Origin of the sequence: Streptomyces sp. NPDC049915 (assembly GCF_040656475.1) — a bacterium.
In the GTDB taxonomy this organism is placed as follows: Bacteria; Actinomycetota; Actinomycetes; order Streptomycetales; family Streptomycetaceae; genus Streptomyces.
In genome coordinates this window covers 72916-90864 of the sequence record NZ_JBFAMH010000017.1, presented here as the reverse complement: position 1 = coordinate 90864, position 17949 = coordinate 72916, and the positions used below count along the sequence as shown (strand labels likewise).

At 73.7% G+C, this 17949-nt stretch carries 19 protein-coding genes; 8 read left to right on the top strand and 11 right to left on the bottom strand.

The genetic code is table 11. From position 1 onward, the window contains the following. Window positions 1-82 precede the first annotated feature (82 nt). Window positions 83-940 (top strand): alpha/beta fold hydrolase, encoded by an 858-nt coding sequence (locus AB0J12_RS26410; RefSeq protein ID WP_363266896.1) that lies wholly within the window; start codon window positions 83-85, stop codon window positions 938-940. A gap of 59 nt (window positions 941-999) precedes the next feature. On the opposite strand, the gene AB0J12_RS26405 is transcribed toward AB0J12_RS26410, so the two are convergent. Further along, window positions 1000-2013: a lytic polysaccharide monooxygenase gene (locus AB0J12_RS26405; protein ID WP_363266895.1), complete on the bottom strand. Its 1014-nt coding sequence runs from the start codon at window positions 2011-2013 to the stop codon at window positions 1000-1002. Between the two features lie 168 nt (window positions 2014-2181). Between AB0J12_RS26405 and AB0J12_RS26400 the strand changes: the two genes are divergently transcribed. Beyond that, the gene (locus AB0J12_RS26400) at window positions 2182-2631 is read left to right on the top strand and encodes a GNAT family N-acetyltransferase (RefSeq protein WP_363266893.1); all 450 of its coding nucleotides are present in this window, start codon (window positions 2182-2184) and stop codon (window positions 2629-2631) included. 25 nt (window positions 2632-2656) lie between these two features. On the opposite strand, the gene AB0J12_RS26395 is transcribed toward AB0J12_RS26400, so the two are convergent. Beyond that, entirely contained in the window at window positions 2657-2791 is a 135-nt protein-coding gene (locus AB0J12_RS26395) for a hypothetical protein (protein WP_361625759.1), read from the bottom strand. Window positions 2792-2931: 140 nt separating this feature from the next. Between AB0J12_RS26395 and AB0J12_RS26390 the strand changes: the two genes are divergently transcribed. Beyond that, window positions 2932-3546 (top strand): class I SAM-dependent methyltransferase, encoded by a 615-nt coding sequence (locus AB0J12_RS26390; protein WP_363266892.1) that lies wholly within the window; start codon window positions 2932-2934, stop codon window positions 3544-3546. A gap of 25 nt (window positions 3547-3571) precedes the next feature. Here the strand turns inward: AB0J12_RS26390 and AB0J12_RS26385 are convergent, their stop codons facing one another. Further along, window positions 3572-4072 carry a DUF402 domain-containing protein gene (locus AB0J12_RS26385; RefSeq protein WP_363266891.1) on the bottom strand — a complete coding sequence of 167 codons (501 nt, stop codon included), beginning with the start codon at window positions 4070-4072 and terminating at the stop codon, window positions 3572-3574. Then, entirely contained in the window at window positions 4053-4982 is a 930-nt protein-coding gene (locus AB0J12_RS26380) for a GNAT family N-acetyltransferase (RefSeq protein ID WP_363266890.1), read from the bottom strand. The genes AB0J12_RS26385 and AB0J12_RS26380 overlap by 20 nt, the downstream gene beginning before the upstream one ends. 71 nt (window positions 4983-5053) lie before the next feature. Between AB0J12_RS26380 and AB0J12_RS26375 the strand changes: the two genes are divergently transcribed. Further along, complete coding sequence (locus AB0J12_RS26375) at window positions 5054-5422, top strand: GntR family transcriptional regulator (RefSeq protein WP_363266889.1); 369 nt, start codon at window positions 5054-5056, stop codon at window positions 5420-5422. A 75-nt stretch (window positions 5423-5497) separates the two neighbouring features. Here the strand turns inward: AB0J12_RS26375 and AB0J12_RS26370 are convergent, their stop codons facing one another. Further along, window positions 5498-6268, bottom strand: a complete 771-nt coding sequence (locus AB0J12_RS26370; protein WP_363266888.1) for a DUF72 domain-containing protein — start codon at window positions 6266-6268, stop codon at window positions 5498-5500. A gap of 29 nt (window positions 6269-6297) precedes the next feature. Continuing rightward, complete coding sequence (locus tag AB0J12_RS26365; protein ID WP_363266886.1) at window positions 6298-7407, bottom strand: DUF5925 domain-containing protein; 1110 nt, start codon at window positions 7405-7407, stop codon at window positions 6298-6300. Window positions 7408-7829: 422 nt separating this feature from the next. Between AB0J12_RS26365 and AB0J12_RS26360 the strand changes: the two genes are divergently transcribed. Further along, on the top strand, window positions 7830-8633 hold the full coding sequence (locus AB0J12_RS26360; protein ID WP_363266885.1) for an SGNH/GDSL hydrolase family protein: 804 nt from the start codon (window positions 7830-7832) through the stop codon (window positions 8631-8633). A gap of 25 nt (window positions 8634-8658) precedes the next feature. On the opposite strand, the gene AB0J12_RS26355 is transcribed toward AB0J12_RS26360, so the two are convergent. From AB0J12_RS26355 to AB0J12_RS26340, 4 genes are read right to left on the bottom strand one after another with little or no spacing between them, the layout of a single operon-like run. Next, complete coding sequence (locus AB0J12_RS26355; protein WP_363266884.1) at window positions 8659-10263, bottom strand: serine/threonine-protein kinase; 1605 nt, start codon at window positions 10261-10263, stop codon at window positions 8659-8661. 53 nt (window positions 10264-10316) lie between these two features. Then, on the bottom strand, window positions 10317-11822 hold the full coding sequence (locus tag AB0J12_RS26350; RefSeq protein WP_363266953.1) for a nickel transporter: 1506 nt from the start codon (window positions 11820-11822) through the stop codon (window positions 10317-10319). 8 nt (window positions 11823-11830) lie between these two features. After that, the gene (locus AB0J12_RS26345) at window positions 11831-13237 is read right to left on the bottom strand and encodes a tetratricopeptide repeat protein (RefSeq protein ID WP_363266952.1); all 1407 of its coding nucleotides are present in this window, start codon (window positions 13235-13237) and stop codon (window positions 11831-11833) included. Further along, window positions 13197-14723, bottom strand: a complete 1527-nt coding sequence (locus AB0J12_RS26340; protein WP_363266883.1) for a DUF4331 domain-containing protein — start codon at window positions 14721-14723, stop codon at window positions 13197-13199. The genes AB0J12_RS26345 and AB0J12_RS26340 overlap by 41 nt, the downstream gene beginning before the upstream one ends. Before the next feature lie 206 nt (window positions 14724-14929). On the opposite strand from AB0J12_RS26340, the gene sigK reads away from it, so the two are divergent. The 3 genes from sigK (at window position 14930) to AB0J12_RS26325 (ending at window position 16727) form a co-directional block, all read left to right on the top strand. Then, window positions 14930-15472: an ECF RNA polymerase sigma factor SigK gene (sigK, locus tag AB0J12_RS26335; RefSeq protein ID WP_363266882.1), complete on the top strand. Its 543-nt coding sequence runs from the start codon at window positions 14930-14932 to the stop codon at window positions 15470-15472. A gap of 40 nt (window positions 15473-15512) precedes the next feature. Beyond that, window positions 15513-16325: an anti-sigma factor gene (locus AB0J12_RS26330; protein ID WP_363266881.1), complete on the top strand. Its 813-nt coding sequence runs from the start codon at window positions 15513-15515 to the stop codon at window positions 16323-16325. A gap of 126 nt (window positions 16326-16451) precedes the next feature. Continuing rightward, the gene (locus tag AB0J12_RS26325) at window positions 16452-16727 is read left to right on the top strand and encodes a hypothetical protein (RefSeq protein WP_363266880.1); all 276 of its coding nucleotides are present in this window, start codon (window positions 16452-16454) and stop codon (window positions 16725-16727) included. A 9-nt stretch (window positions 16728-16736) separates the two neighbouring features. On the opposite strand, the gene AB0J12_RS26320 is transcribed toward AB0J12_RS26325, so the two are convergent. Continuing rightward, window positions 16737-17933 (bottom strand): CaiB/BaiF CoA-transferase family protein, encoded by a 1197-nt coding sequence (locus tag AB0J12_RS26320; RefSeq protein WP_363266878.1) that lies wholly within the window; start codon window positions 17931-17933, stop codon window positions 16737-16739. Between the last annotated feature and the right edge of the window lie 16 nt (window positions 17934-17949).

The following is a 17949-nucleotide window of genomic DNA, read 5'->3' as shown; positions in this document are numbered from 1 at the left end:
TGACGAATGAACAGCATCCTCGTGATCCGGGTCACAGGGCGTCATGCCGTCGTACTCCCTTGAGCCGCAAGGAGATCACCCGATGCTGCCCTTCAAGCGCCTGCTCAGACCACTGGCCGCGCTGCTGCTGACCGCCGCCGCCGTCACCGTCCCGGCCACCGCCGCCCACGCCACCGCACCGAGCACCGGCTGGAACGACTACTCCTGCAAGCCGTCCGCCGCCCATCCGCGCCCCGTCGTCCTCGTGCACGGCACCCTCGGCAACTCCGTCGACAACTGGCTCGGCCTCGCGCCCTACCTGGAGCACCGCGGCTACTGCGTCTTCTCCCTGGACTACGGCCAACTGCCGGGCGTCCCCGTCTTTCACGGCCTGGGCCCGATCGACCGGTCGGCGCAGCAGCTGAAGGAGTACGTGGACCGGGTGCTCACCGCCACCGGCGCCGCCAAGGCCGACCTCGTCGGCCACTCCCAGGGCGGCATGATGCCCCGCTACTACCTCAAGTTCCTCGGCGGGGCCGCCCGGGTGAACGCGCTCGTCGGCATCGCGCCCAGCAACCACGGCACCACCCTGAGCGGACTCACCCAGCTGCTGCCGTACTTCCCCGGCGCCGCGGACCTGCTGAACGCGGCCACCCCCGCGCTCGCCCAGCAGGTCGTCGGCTCCGACCTGCTGACCAGGCTGAACGCGGGCGGCGACACCGTACCCGGCGTCCACTACACGGTCCTCGCCACCCGGTACGACGAGGTCGTCACGCCGTACCGCAACCAGTACCTCAGCGGGCCCGACGTGAAGAACGTGCTGCTGCAGGACCTGTGCCCGCTCGACCTGTCCGAGCACGTCCTCGTCGGGCTGACCGACCGGATCACCTTCCACGAGGTGGCCAACGCCCTCGACCCGGCCCACGCCACCGCGACCACCTGCGCGTCCGCCGTCGGCTGACGCCCGGCGCACCGGAGGGGGCCCGACCGGCCTGAGCCGCCGGTCGGGCCCCCTCACGCTCACTTGCGGACCGTCCCCCTGCGGCGCACCGACACGAACAGGGCCGCCGAGCCGAGCGCCAGCGCCGCCGCGCCGCCGACCGCGACGTACGGGGTGCTGCTGTCGCCACCGGTCTCGGCGAGGTGCTCGCCGGCGCCCGCCGCCTGCGGCTGGTTCGGCCGCGCGGCCTTCAGCGCCGGCGTGGGCTCGGCCGACGTCCGCGCGTCCGCGTCCCCGTGGCCGTGGTGCTCGATGGTCGACTTGTCGGCACCGGCCGCGATCTGCTCCTCGGACGGCACCGAGGCGCTCGGCGCCGGGACCGCGGCCGGGGAGCCCGTACCACTTGATGCCGTACCGCTGGATGCCGTGCCACCGGACGCCGTGTCACCGGACGCGGCGCCGCCGAACGTGACGTCCGAACAGGAGTAGAACGCCTCCGGGCTGTCCGAGCGCTGCCAGACGGCGTAGAGCAGCTGACGGCCCGTACGCTCGGGCAGGGTGCCCGTGAACGTGTAGAAGCCGCCCGCGGCGACCGGGTCGGTGGCCGTCGCCACGGGGTGCTCCAGATCCAGGTCGTCCCAGGTCAAAGGGCGCGCGGGATCGTAACCGGGCTTGGTGAGATACACCGTGAAGGTGCCCTTGTGCGGGGCCGTCACCCGGTATCTGAAGGTGTACGCACCGCTGTGCACGCCCGTCGCGGGCCAGTCGGCGCGGGCCAGGTCCAGGCCCTTGAACTCCTCGTTGTTCGCGCTGCACAGCTTGCCGTCCGGGATCAGCTGCCGGTGGCGGCCGGCGGCGTCGCCGACGCGGATGCCGTTCCAGTCGTACAGCGCCTGCGTGCCGCCGGCCGCCACCGCCGCCCTGCACGCCGCCGACTTGGGGCTCTCGGGGCCCTCCGCGTAGCACTGCGACACCCGGCTGACCGGGTCGCCCATCGTGCCGTGCGCGGCGGCGGGCGCGGCCGCCAGGGCGGTCAGGGCGAGCGGGACCAGGCCGAGGGCTGCGGTGGTGGCGGCCGTGCGGCGAGCACGCATGGAGGAACTCCTCGAAAGAGCCGGGGACTTGGACCGGGAACCCGTGGGGGGTGATCCGAAGCTAGCCCCGGCGCTGCGCGAAATCGCCTGCTGAGAGCGGCTGGAGGAGATCCTTATGGTCGCGTTAAGGGAGTGCTCAGTCTGCGATCAGGTAGCTACCGTGGCCCCATGATCGACAAGGAGATCCGGCCCGCCGTCGCCGCCGACGTGCCCGCCGTGAAGGCCGTGACCGACGCCGCCTACCACCGCTACATCGAGCGCATCGGCGTGGTGCCGCAGCCCATGGAGGCCGACCACGCGGCCGAGGTGGCGGCAGGGAAGGTGTTCGTGACGGGGGACCGGGTGGTCGGGCTGATCGTGGTCGAGCCATGCGCCGGCCATCTCTGCCTGGACAGTATCGCCGTCCACCCCGACGCGCACGGAAGAGGCGTGGGGCGGCGGCTGCTGCACTTCGTCGACGCACACGCGCGTGCGCTCGGCCTGCCCGAGGTCAGGCTCTACACCAACGCGTTGATGTGGGAGAACCAGAAGATCTATCCCAAGTACGGGTATGAGGTCGTGGAGCGGCGGGTGGACGGGCCCTACGACCGTATCCACTACCGCAAGCGGCTCGGCTGAGGGGCGTGCGCCGGGCGCGGCCCTCTCACCCGTCGGGCCACCAGGTGCGCGCGATGTCCTTTCGCACCTCGGGGCGGCCGGCGGGGCGCTCGTCGGTCTCCTCACGGACCCGGCGGGTGTCCGTCTTCTTCAGGGGCTTCTGCACGGTCATACGGCGCATGGCTGCCTCCTTCAGGATCCACCGGGTTCCGCGTTCTCACGGAGGTAGACCCTTTCGGCGAGAGTTCCTCATCGGCGCCGCCCTGTCAGTGGCGGCCGTCACGATCCGGGATGTCAGTGGCGGGTGTCATTGTCGGCGTCATGGCAAACACGAGTGATCCTGTGATTCCCCCATCTGCCGACTGGAATGCGCAGGCGGCCGAATTCGATGAAGAACCCGATCACGGGCTGCGCAGCCCGGAGGTGCGGGCGGCCTGGGCGGACCGGCTGCGCTCGTGGCTGCCGCCGCGCCCGTCCGATGTCCTGGATCTCGGATGCGGCACCGGCAGCCTGTCACTCCTCGCCGCCGAACAGGGACATCGGGTGACCGGCGTCGACAGCGCGCCCGCCATGCTGGAGCGCGCCCGAGCCAAGCTCGCCGGCCGTGACGCGCAGTTCCTCCTCGGTGACGCCGCGGCACCACCCGTGGGGGAGCGGGCGTACGACGTGGTGCTGGTCCGGCATGTGCTGTGGACGCTGCCCGAGCCCGCGCGGGTGCTGGCGCACTGGCGGCAGCTGCTGCGCCCCGGTGGCCGGCTGGTCCTGGTGGAGGGCGTGTGGGGCACGCTCGATCCGGTCGGCATACCCGCGGACCTGCTCACCTCCCTGCTCGCCCCGCTCGCCGCCGAGGTGCGCCTGGAGCGACTGTCGGAGGATCCGCTGCTGTGGGGGCGCGCGGTGGACGACGAGCGGTACGCCGTGGTGGCCCTGGTCTGATCCCGGCAGCGCCGGGCGGATGCGGCTAGGCGAGCAGGTCCGTGAAGTGGTCGCCGTGGGCCAGGGTCTCGAGTGTGTCGAGGGCGGCCACCGCGGCGGCCGCCGCCTCGGGGTCCGACTCCGTCAGGCCGCTCGCCGCAAACTCGTCCTCGTCCAGCCGGCGTACGTCGCGGCCGTCGGCGGACCGCCACAGGTCCAGGTCGAGGTCCTCCACGACGAGTTCCGTACCGGTCAGGGTGGCGGGGCGGGTGATGTCGCAGTACCAGCCCTTCACCTCGCCCGCCGCGTCGCGGACCTCCTTCACCGAGTACCAGCGGTCCCGCCAGTAGTACTCCGTGAACACGTCCCCCGCCTCGAAGCGCACGAAGCCGAAGTCGCGGACGGCGTCACCCGCCCACGGCGCCCGTACGGCGATCCGGGTGCCGTCGTCGGCGAGCAACTGCGCCGGGTAACGGATCTTCGTGCGCCCCGCCTTGACGAGCACCACGTCCACCGGGGCGGTGCCGTCAGCCGAGTTCGCGGACATACCTGACCTCCGTCGCGCAGATGTCGTACCCGAGCCGCTTGTTGATCGCGAGCATCGGTTCGTTCCCGGTGTCGTTGCCGGTGAAGGCCTGTGTGCAGCCGGCCGCCCGGGCGCGGTGCAGGGACGCGGTCTTCGCCAGCGTGGCCAGGCCCCGGCCGCGGAAGGCGCGCGCGGTGCCGGTCATCGCCGTGCAGTAGCCGCCCCGGCCGTCGGTGTACGCCACGCTGAAGGCCACGGGGCGGCCCTCGGCGACCGCGACGACGGTCAGGTCCTTGTCCAGGAGCGGATGCTTCCAGTACTGGTCGGTCCAGTTCGCGTACTCCGACACCGAGGAGTCGACGTCGCTCGGTTCGTCCGCCATGGTCTCCGCCTCCAGCTCGAACACCGGGCGCGGATCGTCGGTGAAGTCGGCGGCCGTGCGCAGTTCCACGCCCGGCGGCACCGGGGGCACCGGCGGCAGCACGGGGTCCACCAGGTCACGGCGCAGGAAGTGCGCGGACCGGCTGCTGCGGTAACCGTGCCGTTCGGCGAAGGCGCGGTTGGCCGGCTCGTCCAGCACCCACGCGTACAGCCTGACGGCGCCCAGGCCTGCCAGGTATTCCTCCGCCGCGCGGACCAGCAGACGGCCCGCGCCGCGGCGGACGTGGTCGGGGTGCACATAGACGTTGACGAAGCCCTGGCCCGGCTCCGCGCTCTCATGGGCCAGTCCCACCTGGGCGGTGCCGATCACCTCGCCGTCCTCCTCGGCGACCAGTGACCGGAAGCGGGCGGCCGCCGGCATGTGGGCCAGGTTGTGCCGTACCGCGTCGGCGGTGAACAGGATGTAGGGCAGGGCGGCGTGGCGGACCCGGGCGAACCCTTCGAGGTCCGCCAGGACGTCGGGGCGCAGGTCACGGACGATCACTGTCATGGGGGCGCACGCTACGGGGCGGGACGGGGCGGATGCCTCTCATTTTCCGGCGGGTGCGGGACAATCGGCCCGTGAGCCTGAAGATCCGCATCGATGACAGCGCGCCGCCGTACGAACAGGTGCGGGCGCAGATCTCCGAACAAGCGCGGTCGGGCGCGCTGCCGGTGGGATACCGGCTGCCGACCGTGCGCGGCCTCGCCGAGTCGCTGGGGCTGGCCGTGAACACCGTGGCCAAGGCCTACCGGGCGCTGGAGGCCGACGGCGTGATCGAGACGCGCGGCCGGCACGGCACGTACGTGGCCGCCGCCGGTTCCGCTGCCGAGCGGGAACTCGCCGCCGCCGCGCAGGCGTACGGGGAGCGCGCCCGGCGGCTCGGCCTCACACAGGACGCGGCGCTGGCGGCCGTACGGGATGCCCTGCGGGCGGCTTACGGCGCCTAGCGGGATGCCCTGCGGGCGGTGTGGGGGGCTGGCGGGATGCCCTGCGGCGGCGCAAGGGGATCAGGGTGGGTGGGGTCACCGGCCCAGGACGAGCCCCGGTGTGCGGGTCACCGTCAGCCCCGCCTTGCGGGCCGCCCTGGCGAAGACCTCCGCGTCCCCCACCGCCGCCGCGTTCGGGTCGTTGTTGAAGTACGCGTACACGTCGTGGTCGTCCGTCCAAGTCGTCGCGATGCGGTCCACCCAGGTCTCCAGGGAGCGGCGGCCGTAGTGCGGCCAGGCCGCCGCACGCCCCTGGTGGAAGCGGACGTACCCCCAGCCGGTGGTGCGCCACAGCGGCGTGACCGGGCGGGCCAGGACGTCCGCCCAGCACAGCGCCGCGCCCCGGGACTCCAGGACCGCGCGCACCTCCGGCGTCCACCACGACTCGTGCCGCGGCTCCACCGCGACCCGGGTGCCCGCGGGGAAGCAGGCCAGGCAGGCGTCCAGCAGTGCCGGGTCGCAGCGCAGGGTGGGCGGGAGCTGGAGCAGCACCGGGCCCAGCCGGTCGCCGAGACCCGCCGCACGGCTCATCAGCCGGTCGACCGGCTCCTCGGGCTCCTTCAGCCGCTTGATGTGGGTCAGGTACCGGCTCGCCTTGACCGCGACCACGAAGTCCGCCGGCACCCGCGCGGCCCACGCCTCGAACGTCTCCCGCGCGGGCAGCCGGTAGAAGGCGTTGTTCACCTCGACCGTGGCGAAGGCGCCCGTGTACTCCTCGAGCCACAGCCGCTGCGGCAGGCCGGACGGGTACAGCACGCCCCGCCAGTCCCGGTACTGCCAGCCCGACGTACCGACGAAGAGGGTCATACCCCCATCAAAGCACCCCGATCACGGCATCACAGGTACAGCCCCGCGTCGGCCCCGCCCCGCGGCTCCGGCACCGCCGTGGGGGAGGTGCCCCGGCGCAGCGCGTACAGCTCCGCCAGCGTCGCGCCCTCCCGGCCGATCTCCTCCTCCCGGCTGTGGGCCTCGCTGCCCAGCCAGGCCACCGCCTCCGCCCGGGTGAGCCGGCCGACCTCGATCCGGGCCAGGCAGCGGCCCGGGCGCACCACCGCCGGGTGCAGCCGCTCCAGGTCCTCGTTGGTGGTGACGCCGACCAGGACGTTGCGGCCCTGCCCGAGCAGCCCGTCCGTCAGGTTCAGCAGCCGGGACAGCGCCTGGCCCGCCGTGTGCTTGGCCTCGCCGCGGATCAGCTCGTCGCAGTCCTCCAGGAGCAGCAGCCGCCAGCGGCCCTTGCCCGCCGCGTCCTCCTCGCCGATCGCGATGTCCATCAGATAGCCGACGTCGGAGAACAACCGCTCGGGGTCCAGCACGCAGTCCACCTGGCACCAGTCCCGCCACGAGCGGGCCAGCGTGCGCAGCGCGGACGTCTTGCCGGTGCCGGGCGGGCCGTGCAGCAACAGCAGCCGCCCGGCGATGTCCTCGGGCGTCGTCTTCATCAGGCGGTCCATCGCCGCGGCGACCGGCGCGGTGTAGTTCGCCCGCACCTCCTCCCAAGTCCCCGCGGAGATCTGCCGGGTCGTGCGGTACGGGCCGCGGCGCGGGGAGACGTACCAAAAGCCCATCGTCACGTTCTCCGGCTGCGGCTCGGGCTCGTCAGCCGCGCCGTCCGTGGCCTGGTCGAGGACCTTCTGCGCGAGTTCGGCGCTGGTCGCCGTCACCGTCACGTCGGCGCCGCGGCTCCAGCGGGAGACCAGCAGCGTCCAGCCGTCGCCCTCGGCGAGGGTGGCGCTGCGGTCGTCGTCGCGGGCCACGCGCAGCACCCGCGCGCCCGGTGGCAGCAGCGTCACGCCCGAACGGACCCGGTCGAGGTTCGAGGCGTGTGCGAACGGCTGCTCGCCCGTCGCGAAGCGGCCGAGGAAGAGCGCGTCGACGACGTCGGAGGGGGAGTCGGAGTCGTCGACGGTGAGCCGGATCGGCAGGGCGTCGTGCGGCTGTGCAGGCATGGCGCCCATGATCCGGCACGGGGACCCGCCGTGCACCCGGTTTCCTCCCGGAATCTCCGCAGGAGGTCGGCTGGACGTGGTTTCCACCCGTTGTTGCCACCCTTACCGCTGCGCTCCCGTGCGGTGGCGGCACGGCCGGCACGACACCCGATGGCGGACAAGGCGGACGGCACGCCCGTGAGTCCGGGCGGACGTCCGGCGCCGGACGTCGACCGGGCTTCACCCGCACGCGCCCTGAGGGGGCGTCAAGGCGCCCCCGAGCCGACGTCGTTGTTCGTTCGGAGTTGAACGACGTATGGCCACCCGGGGAGCGCCGGCACCCGGTTGTGAAGGCTTCCGGAAATTATTGACATGGACACTTCCCGTCAACACGCGTAGTTGGTACCACGGTTACAGCAGAGATCCTGCTAAAGGGAGGTTCCATGAGACGTTCCCGACTTGTCGTATTCGTCAGCTCACTCCTCCTCGCCGCCGGCGCCGCCCTCACCGGAGCCGGTGCGGCACAGGCCTCCGAAACCGCCGCGGCCACCGGGTATGTGGCCCTCGGTGACTCCTACTCCTCCGGTGTGGGCGCCGGCAGCTACATCAGTTCCAGCGGTGACTGCGACCGCAGCACGAAGGCGTACCCCTACCTGTGGAACGCCGCCCACGCACCCTCGTCGTTCGCGTTCGTCGCCTGCTCGGGCGCCCGAACGGATGAAGTCATGGCGAACCAGATCGGCTCGCTCAGCACCTCCACCGGACTGGTCTCGATCACCATCGGCGGCAACGACGCGGGATTCGCCGACGTCATGACGACGTGTGTGCTCCAGTCCGACAGCGAGTGCCTCGCCCGCATCGACACCGCCAAGGCGTACGTCGACTCCACGCTCCCCGGCAAGCTCGACACCGTCTACTCGGCGATCAGCTCCAAGGCCCCCAACGCCCACGTCGTCGTCCTCGGCTACCCCCGCTTCTACAAGCTCGGCACCAGCTGCCTCGGCCTGTCCGAGACCAAGCGCTCCGCCATCAACGGCGCCTCCGACTACATCGACGCCGCCATCGCCCGCCGCGCCGCCGCACACGCCTTCACCTTCGGCGACGTCCGCACCACGTTCACCGGCCACGAGATCTGCTCCGGCAGCTCCTGGCTGCACAGCGTCAACTGGCTCAGCGTCGGCGAGTCCTACCACCCCACCGCCGCCGGTCAGTCGGGCGGCTACCTGCCGGTGCTGACCAACTCCTGAGGCCGGCCGGCCGAGTCCCCACTCCTCACGGGGATTCGGAGGCCGAAGGCGTGGGGGAGGTCCCGCCCGTCGGGGTCTCCTCCACGCACGTCACCGAGAACGGCACCGTGTCCGACGTGGCCCGCACCGGGGCGCGCACCTCCACCCCGAGCGCGTTGCGGTACGTGCCGCTCGCGTCGTACGTCGTCACGCTGACCCGGTCCTGCCGCGTGCGCTCCCCGCCCTCGGGGAACGACAGCGTCTTCCAGCCGGTGTCCGTGACCTCACCGTCCCGCGCCACCCACCGGTACTCCACCTGCGCGGGCAGCCGTCCCACCGTGAACGTCGCCGTGAACGACGGCGTCCGTGCGCCCGGCGGCGGGCAACTCCCGGTGTAGTCCGTGTGGGTCCCCGTCACCGTCACCGTGACGGACTGCGGGGGCGCCGAGGACGTCGGCGGCGCGCTGCTGTGGCTGGGCGTGGGGGTCGGTGTCTCCTGCCGCCGGGTGTGCCGCTGACCGGGCGTCGGCGGCGGGGTCTGTCCGGTGGTAGTGGCCGCGGCGCTGCCGCCCTGGTGGCCGCCGCCGCCGTGCAGCAGCGCGTACGTCAGCCCGCCGGCCGCCAGCGCGAGCGCGGCCAGGCCCGCGACCAGCACCGCGGCACGCCGGCGGCGACGGTACGGCTCGGGCTCCGCCTCCTCCTGCGGTGCGGGTGCGGGCACGGGCAGCGGGGGTGTCGGTGCCGGTTCCCCGTGGTGGGCGATCGTCGTCGGGGCCGTCGTCGGGGCGTACGGCCCGACCGGCATGGCCGGTGCGCCCGGGTCACCGCCCGCCCCGATCACCCTGAGGTCCCGCTCGGCCGCGTCCGCCGGCAGTCGCTCGGCCGGGTCCTTGCGCAGCAGCCCGGCGATCACCGGGGCGAGCGGCCCGGCGCGGTGCGGCGGCGGCAGTTCGTCGTCGACGATCGCGCGCAGTGTGCTCAGCGGGGTGTCGTGGCGGAACGGGGAGTGGCCCTCGACCGCCGCGTACAGCAGTACGCCGAGCGCCCACAGGTCCGACTCCGGGCCCGGCCGGCGGCCCAGCGCCCGCTCGGGTGCGAGGAACTCGGGGGAGCCGATGACCTCCCCGGTCATCGTCAGCGCCGAGCTGCCCTCGACCAGCGCGATGCCGAAGTCGGTCAGCACCACCCGGCCGTCGTTGGACAGCAGCACGTTCGCCGGCTTCACGTCCCGGTGCAGCACCCCGACGTCGTGCGCGGCCCGCAGCGCGGCCAGCACCTCGGCGCCGATGTGCGCGGCCCGCCGCGGGGCCAGCGGTCCCTCGGCGTCCAGCAGCTCGGCCAGCGAGATGCCGCGGACCAGCTCCATCACGATCCACGGGCGGCCGTCCTCGGTGGCCACGTCGTACACCGTGACCACGTTCCGGCTGGTCACCCGGGCCGCCGCCCACGCCTCACGCTCCAGGCGGGCGTACATTCGCTCCACGTCGGAGGCCGGCAGCCCGGCGGGGGCGCGCACCTCCTTGACGGCGACCTCGCGGTGCAGCAGCTCGTCGCGGGCCCGCCACACCGTGCCCATGCCGCCCTGGCCGAGCGGGGACAGCAGACGGTAGCGACCCGCGATCAGCCGTTCACGGCCCGGCTCTCCGGACACGGGCGCCCCCATTCGTATCCGGGCGGACATCCCTGCTCCTTCATGAAAGTAACTCACCCGAGGGCCGTTGCCGCCCCTTTGAGCACCAATCCGGCCCCCAGCGCCACCACGACGGACGCCGACCCCAGCGGAGCCGCCCGGCGTAGCAGCGCCGCCGCCGCGCCGCCGGCCCAGCGCGGACGCCGGTCCAGAACGCGCGCCGCCGTGCCGCCCAGCCGGACCACGGCCACCCCGGCGGCGGTCAGCGTCAGCGCGAGGCCGGCGCCGTACGCCACGACCAGCAGCAGTCCGAACCACGCCCGGCCCAGGGCCGCCGCGCCGACCAGTACGACCACGGCCGACGGGCTGGGCACCAGCCCCCCGGCGAAGCCGAGCAGCAGCGTGCCGCGCAGGCCGGGGCGTGGGTGATCGTGCTCACCGTGTTGGTCGTCGTGGTCGTGGTCGTGGGGGTGATCGTGTTGGTGGGGGTGAGCGTGATCGTGGCCGTGCCCGCGGTCGTGCCAGGCCCGTCGTACGAGGGTGACACCCGCGGCGGTCACCAGGGCGCCGCTCGCGACGCCCAGCCAGGCGATCACCGAGGGCGCCGCCGCGGAGCCCGCGGCGACCAGGAGGCCCAGGACGACCACGCCGAGCGTGTGGGTCACGGTGACGGACGCGGCGAGCGGCAGGACGTCCCGCAGCCGGGCCCGGCCGCCGCGGGCGGTCGCCGTCGCCGCCATCACCGTCTTGCCGTGGCCCGGCGCGAGCGCGTGCAGCGCGCCCAGACCGACCGCGACGAGCAGGGCGAGGGCGGCGAAGCCCACGGTCAGGTCATGGCGGGCGACCAGGCCGTCCAGCGCGCGCGTGAAGCGGTCGGCGCCCCGCGGCAGTACGGAGGCGGCGGGTGCGTCCCCCGTCTGCCCGGCCGCGGCGAGGGCGGGTCCGCCGGGCCGCACCCGCAGGGCCGCGGTCGTCGTGTCGGCCGGCGAGGAGAGCAACTCCCGCGGGTAGCGCGTCAGTCCGTGCGAGGAGGACTCCTGGGGCACGTCGGACGCGGTGAGCGTCATCCGGTCGCCCCGCGCGGTGATCTCCCGCCAGCCCGGCCCGGAGGTGGGACCGGCGCTGCGGAACGCGACGGCCACGGCCCGGCCCTGGGGCAGGGGAGCGGTGAACCGGCACTCCACCCGCAGCGTCCGCAGGCCCGCCTGCCCCGGCCGTTCCCGGGCCACGCCGCGTCCGACGGCGAGGGCGAGACGGCGGCCGTCCACGGTGACGCCGCTGCCGTGTGCCGCCGCGGCGCACCGGGCCCGGGCCCAGCCGGTCAGGCCCAGCCGTTCGATCTCCGGCCCGGCCTGGGCCGCCGGGATCTCGGCCAGGTCCTCGACGTGGTCGACGCGCAGCTCGCCCGGGGCGGCGACCAGGCCGTCGTAGCGGTTCACGGTGAAGTTGCCCAGGGGATGGGCGCCGGCGTCCGGGGCGGTCAGCAGGGTGACGGCACCGGCGGCGATCAGCACGGCGGCGCCGGGCAGGAGCAGGCGCCGCACCGGGCCGGACACCGGGCGCCTCACCACGCCGTACATCAGGCGCCTCACCGGGTCACCTCCGCACGCGCCGCACGCGCACCCAGCGGCGAGAAACCGGAGTTCAGCCTCAGGGCTGCCCGCAGGTGGGCGTCCCCCTCGGCCCGGTGCCCGGTGGCGCGCTCGATCATCCCGAGGTGGTACAGGAACACGGCGTTGCGGTAGCCCGTGGTGAGGGCCTGCCGCGCGTGCGGCAGGGCCTCGGCGTCCCGCCCGTTGACGTGCAGCGCCCAGGCGAGCGCGTCCTCGGTGTGCACCGTGCGGCGACGGGCCCACTCCGCGCGTGCGGCGCGCAGGGCCGCCGCCCGGTCGCCGTGGTCGGCGGCCGCGAGCGCGGTGTCGAGGTCGGCGTCGACCCCGTTGGCGCGGGCCAGCGCGGTCCAGGCGTCGACCAGGGCGTACTGCGCGCGCGCCCGCGCCCGGTCGCCGCGGTCCTCGTACAGCTCGCCGAGCGCGACGAGCGGACCCGGCAACGGGGCCCGGGCGACGACCTGTTCCAGACCCCGGATCGCGGCGGCGCGGTCGCCGAGGGCGGCCTGGGCGCGGGCACGGCCCTCCAGGGCCGGAAGGTAGCCGTCGTCGGCGGCCAGTGCGCGGGCGTAGTGCCGCAGCGCGCCGGCGTGGTCGCCCTGGTTCCAGGCCAGCTGGCCGAGCTGGGTGGCGACGTAGGCGACGTCGCCGGGCGCGGTCGCGGCGGCGAGGGCCTGCTCCAGGACCCGCCGGGCCGTGGCCACGTCGCCCCGCAACTCCCGCACGTACGCGTACCGGGTGAACACCGGCACTCCCGGCCGCCGCGCGTCCGCCGTGTCGGCGGCCCGCGCCGCCTCGTCGTACCGGCCGAGTTCGACGAGTGCGTCGATGCGGCTGCACAGGGCGCGCTCGCTGTAGGGGTTCCGGGTGAGGGCGCGGTCGGCGTCGGCGAGGGCGCCGGCGAAGTCGTGCCGGGCCGCGGCCAGGGCGGCACGGCCCGCGAGGGCGGCGTCGTTGCCCGGGCGCAGGGCCAGGGAGCGGCGCAGCGCCTGGGCCGCCTCCGGGTAGCGGGAGGGGTCGGCCGTGGTCCGCGCCTGCTCGACGTACGCCAGCCCCAGGGTCGCCCAGCCGGTGAAGTCCCGGGGCTGGGCGCGCAGCCCGGCCTGCAGCGCCTTGACGCTTCCGTCCAGGTCGCCGCCGCGCAGCAGGGCCGGCGAGATCGCGGCGCCGGGCGCGGCGGCGGCACTCACCCCCGTGCCGTCCCGTGCGCCGCCCAGCGCGACGCTCCCTCCGGTCAGCGCCACGGCCAGCAGCGCCGCGCACCCGGCGATCCAGCGCAGCCTCGGCCTGTGGGTCCTCTTGTCGTCCATCAGCGGCGAGGTCCTCTCCGTCCGGGTCCGCGCATCAGTACGGCCGCCGCACGCGCCGGCGCCACCACGCCGCAGCGGTGCCGATCAGCAGGACCCCGGCGGCGCCCGAAGCGGCGGACGCGGCGATCAGGGTGGTGTTCCGTCCGCTCCCGGCGGGCTGGAGCGCGTCGCCCAGCTGGCTGCGCACGTCCGCACCGCCGCTCGTGCCCTGGGCGACCGGTCCGCGTGACCCCTCGCTCGGCTCGGCCAGGTACGGGAAGGAGTGGCCGAACTCCTTGTCGTTGGCGTCGACCGCGTCGCCCAGGTCGTTCTTGGAGCCCACCAGCTCGCCCTCGACGACCTGGAGCGCGGCGTCGATCACGTCGTCGGTCAGCCGGCGGCCGTTGGGGAAGCCCGCGTTGTCCCCGTCGAGGACGCCGAGCCGCTTGGGGTGCATGGAAGGCTTCACGGAGGTGTTCAGGCGCAGTTCCTCGGCGGGCGTGACGTGCGGCGGCTGGTTGAGGCCCTGGACGCCCTTGAGGAACACGTCGACCAGGTCGTTGCGCGGCTCGGCCGGTGCCTTGATCTTGTAGATCCCCTCGATGAGCCTGGGCAGCTCCGGGTGGGTGACGTTCTTCAGGAACCGCGCGTCCTCCGACGGCGAGGAGGCGTTGAACGTGTCCTTGTCCTTCTGCGGGTTGACCACCTCGTTGACCAGCGGGTTGCCCAGCCGTGAGACCTGCGCCCAGTGGCCGCGCGCGTTCTTGCGCTGCGTGGTGGACCAGATGCCGACGACCGGCTGGTGGGGCGATTCGGTGATCATGGCGGTGGGGACCTGCAGGGCGATGGAGTTGACGTTGTAGCCCTTGAGCGTGTCGTTGCCGACCTCGGACAGGTTCCCGCCGTACAGCAGGTCGAAGACGCGCAGGTCCAGGAAGAACGGGTCGTCCGCCTGCCCGGCGAACGTCACCGCTCCATTGGGCAGCTTGTGCACGGCCTGGTCGCGCAGCGTGCCGTAGTGGGGCATGGACGCCTTGCCGACGTCGGACGGCGCCACCGGCACATCGTCGGCGATCTTCGTCTTCGACGCCATGTGCTGGTGCTTCAGCCGGATCAGGTCGACGTCGTACGTCTGCGTCACGTTCAGGTCCGGGTCGTCGAGGCTGTCGACCGGACCGGTGTTGTACAGGAACGTGTCCTTGTTCTTGGTGTGCGTGGTGAACGTGTAGCGGAAGAGCAACTCGTCCTGCGCGTCACCGTCGTTGTCGATGTGCAGGTCGTACTGGGCGTCCTCCGCGAAGGGGTAGAAGTTCGGGCCGCCCGCCGGTTCCTCGAAGGGGATCCAGTTGGCGACGATCGTCGTCGTGTCCGGCCGGTCCGGGCTGACGAACGCGTACAGGTCCGTGTTGTCGTACTGCGGGGTGCCCGAGATCAGCGGGGCCTCGCGGTGGCTCGAGGCGTACGCCGCGTGCGGCGCCAGCGCGCTGGTGCCTGCTGCCGCGAGCCCGGCGGCCGCGAGCGCCGCGCACATCAGCGCCGCGAGAGGGCCGCGCGTCCGGCCACTGCTGGAGATGGGTGCCATACCGTCCGTCCTGGGTGCCGACTTGCCTGACGTTCTCCATTCGCAGCGCGGGCGCCACCGGATTGGTCCGGCGTCGGATTTGTTTCGGCACCCGCCCGACCCGCGTTTTCGCCCCCGCGATCCGTACCTTCCGTCCGGAGGTGCGTTCGGTGCGAATGCCTGGTGTGCGGGGACGGGGCCGGTGCGGCCGGCGAGAGGGGGACCGGGTGGCGGCGGACGAGCTGCTGCTGCGCGTGGCCGGGGGTGACGAACGGGCCTTCGAGGAGCTGTACGTCCTGGTCTCCGGGCCGGTGTTCGGGCTGGTGCGGCGAGTGGTACGCGACGCGGCGCAGGCGGAGGAGGTGGCGCAGGAGGTGCTGATCGAACTGTGGCGGTCCGCCGCCCGGTTCGACCCCCGGCGGGGCAGCGCCCTGGCCTGGGTGCTCACCGTCGCCCACCGCCGGGCCGTGGACCGGGTGCGCAGCGCCCGCGCATCCGGGGAACGCGAGCGGCGCGAGGCCCTGCGGGCCGCCCGGGCGGACTTCGACCAGGTCACCGAGGAGGTCGAGGCCGGTCTCGAACGCGAGTGGGTGCGCCGCTGCCTGGACCGTCTGACGGCCCTTCAGCGTCAGTCGGTCACCCTCGCCTATTACGACGGCTACACCTACCGCGAGGTCGCCGACCGGCTGTCGCTGCCGCTCGGCACGGTCAAGACCCGCATGCGCGACGGCCTGACCCGGCTGCGCGAGTGCCTCGGGGGGACGGCATGACCCACCGCGTACGGATCGTCTCCCTCCCGGAGGGTGCCCTGTGAGCCTGTTCGGACGCCTCGCGGGGCGTAACGCTCCCCACTCGCTCGCCGCTCCCTATGCGCTGGACGCCCTCGAACCGGCCGAGCGCGTCCGCTTCGAGAAGCACCTGGCACGCTGTCCCCGCTGCGCCGCCGAGGTGCGCGACCTCGCCGAGGACGCCGTCCGGCTCGCCTGGTCCGCGGCCGCCCCGGCGCCGCCCGCGCTGCGCGAACGGGTGCTGGCCGCCGTACGCGCCACCCCGCAGGAACCGGCACCGGCCCCTGCCCACGCGCCCCGGCTGCCCCCGCACGTGTGGGGGACGCAGCCGCCTCCGGCGCGCTCCCGTGCGCCCCGGCCGCGCCCCCTGCTGGTGCCGCTGGCCACCGCGACCGCCGCCGCGGCGCTCGTCGTCGCCTCGCTGTTCGCCGTCCAGGCCGAGCGGACCGGGGACCGGCTGGCCGCCGAGCGGGACCGCTCGCGTGAGATCGCCCACGTTCTGGCCGCGCCGGACGCGCGGTCGGCGACCGGGCGGGACGTGTACGGCCGCACGATCGGAGTGATCGCTTCCGTATCCGAGCGGCGGGCGGTGATCACGCTCCGCGGATACGGCACCCCGCCCGCCGGACGCGTCCGGCAGCTGTGGCTCATGCGCCCCGGCGCACAGCCCCGCTCCCTCGGGCTGATCGACGGCGACACGCCCTTGGTCGCGTCCGGCCTCACCCGGCCGTCGACATCACTCGCTGTGACCGTCGAACCGGACGGCGGTTCGGCGCAGCCCACCAGTCAGCCGGTTGTCCAACTCGCCCTGGATTCGCTCGGATTCGGAGAGTAATCACGATGGCATCGTCAACCCCCTTACGGGGAAGGTGAATCCTGTGGCCGCGATACACGAGTGCCTCACCGGGGCGATAGGGTTAGCCTGCCCGGGCCGGGTGGACTCGTACGGGTGGGGAGTGACATGGATCAGATAACAGTGCGCAGCAGGGCCAGGGTCCCTGCGATCACCTGCGGGAGCAGCGCGACCAGTTCGCGCCTGGACCGCCACCTCTCGGTGCTCGGCGGCCCCGCCATACCGCAACGCGAGACGGTCGAGGCGACCTCGCTCATGCGGGAACTGACGACACGTGACACCGCCCGCAGCGGTACCGGCAGGCGGTCGCGGGTGAGCGGCGTCTCGCTGTTCGCCCCGCTGCGCCGGCTGCGCCGTTCGCTGTTCGGCGGCAACCGGCACTGAGGTTCGCGCTCAGGCGGCCACACCGTCCCGGCGCAGCGCTGCGATCTCGTCGTCCGTCATCCCCACGGCACGCAGCACCGCCCCGGTGTGCTCGCCGAGCGCGGGCACGTCCCCCATCCGCGGCTCCGCCCCGCCCGGCAGCGTGATCGGGGGCAGCAGCGCCCGCAGCGGTCCGACCGGCGAACCCACCTCACGCCACCGCTGACGGGCCGCCAGCTGCGGATGCTCCGCCAGTTCCGCGAGGTCCCGCAACCGCGCGCAGGCGATGCCCGCGGCCTCGAGCCGCGCCAGCGCCTCGTCGGTGTCCAGCTTCGCCAGTGCCGCGCCGACCAGTTCGTCCGTCCGCTCCCGGCGGGCGACCCGCGCGGCGTTCGTCGCGAACTCCGGATCCGACCCGAACTCGGGCCGCTCCAGGACCTGTTCGGCCAGTCGCCGCCACTCCCGGTCGTTCTGCACCGACAGCAGCACCCGCCCGCCGTCACCCGTAGGGTAGGCGTCGTACGGCGCGATGACGGCGTGCGCCAGACCGGTGCGGGCCGGAGGAGTACCGCCGTGCAGGACGTGGTGCAGCGGGTGGCCCATCCACTCGGCGAGCGCCTCCAGCATCGACACCTCCACCGGGCCGCCCCGCCCGGTCGTCCCGCGCCGCACCAGCGCCGCCAGCACGCCCGAGAACGCGTACATCCCGGCCGCGATGTCCGCCGCCGGGATGCCCGCCTTCACCGGCTGCTCCGGCGTACCGGTCACCGACACCAGCCCCGCCTCGCACTGCACGAGCATGTCGTACGCCCGCTTGTCCGCGTACGGGCCGCTCGCGCCGTATCCCGAGATGTCCACTCCGATCAGCCGCGGGTGGAGCGCGCACAGCGTGGCAGCGTCCAGGCCGAGCCGGGCCGCGGCGCCCTGCGCGAGGTTCTGCACGAACACGTCCGCCCGGGCCACCAGTCGCCTCACGACGGCGAGGCCGCGCGGGTCCTTCAGGTCCAGCGCGATGGACTCCTTGCCGCGGTTGCACCACACGAAGTGCGAGGCCAGACCGCGCGCGGCGGTGTCGTAGCCGCGCGCGAAGTCACCGCCGTCGATCCGCTCGACCTTGATCACCCGGGCGCCGAGATCGGCGAGCTGACGGGTGGCGAACGGGGCCGCGACGGCCTGCTCGACGGCGACGACGGTGATGCCCTCGAGGGGCGGCGGGAATTGGTCCATGGACCGGATCATGACC

Bases quoted from the DNA above. Each gene is read 5' to 3' on its own strand.
- AB0J12_RS26385 (WP_363266891.1), bottom strand. From the start codon at position 4,072: ATGTCCGCGAACTCGGCTGACGGCACCGCCCCGGTGGACGTGGTGCTC.
- AB0J12_RS26380 (WP_363266890.1), bottom strand. From the start codon at position 4,982: ATGACAGTGATCGTCCGTGACCTGCGCCCCGACGTCCTGGCGGACCTC.
- AB0J12_RS26325 (WP_363266880.1), top strand. From the start codon at position 16,452: ATGGATCAGATAACAGTGCGCAGCAGGGCCAGGGTCCCTGCGATCACC.
- AB0J12_RS26320 (WP_363266878.1), bottom strand. From the start codon at position 17,933: ATGGACCAATTCCCGCCGCCCCTCGAGGGCATCACCGTCGTCGCCGTC.
- AB0J12_RS26405 (WP_363266895.1), bottom strand. From the start codon at position 2,013: ATGCGTGCTCGCCGCACGGCCGCCACCACCGCAGCCCTCGGCCTGGTC.
- AB0J12_RS26360 (WP_363266885.1), top strand. From the start codon at position 7,830: ATGAGACGTTCCCGACTTGTCGTATTCGTCAGCTCACTCCTCCTCGCC.
- AB0J12_RS26390 (WP_363266892.1), top strand. From the start codon at position 2,932: ATGGCAAACACGAGTGATCCTGTGATTCCCCCATCTGCCGACTGGAAT.
- AB0J12_RS26370 (WP_363266888.1), bottom strand. From the start codon at position 6,268: ATGACCCTCTTCGTCGGTACGTCGGGCTGGCAGTACCGGGACTGGCGG.
- AB0J12_RS26365 (WP_363266886.1), bottom strand. From the start codon at position 7,407: ATGCCTGCACAGCCGCACGACGCCCTGCCGATCCGGCTCACCGTCGAC.
- AB0J12_RS26400 (WP_363266893.1), top strand. From the start codon at position 2,182: ATGATCGACAAGGAGATCCGGCCCGCCGTCGCCGCCGACGTGCCCGCC.
- AB0J12_RS26410 (WP_363266896.1), top strand. From the start codon at position 83: ATGCTGCCCTTCAAGCGCCTGCTCAGACCACTGGCCGCGCTGCTGCTG.
- AB0J12_RS26350 (WP_363266953.1), bottom strand. From the start codon at position 11,822: ATGTACGGCGTGGTGAGGCGCCCGGTGTCCGGCCCGGTGCGGCGCCTG.
- AB0J12_RS26340 (WP_363266883.1), bottom strand. From the start codon at position 14,723: ATGGCACCCATCTCCAGCAGTGGCCGGACGCGCGGCCCTCTCGCGGCG.
- AB0J12_RS26395 (WP_361625759.1), bottom strand. From the start codon at position 2,791: ATGCGCCGTATGACCGTGCAGAAGCCCCTGAAGAAGACGGACACCCGC.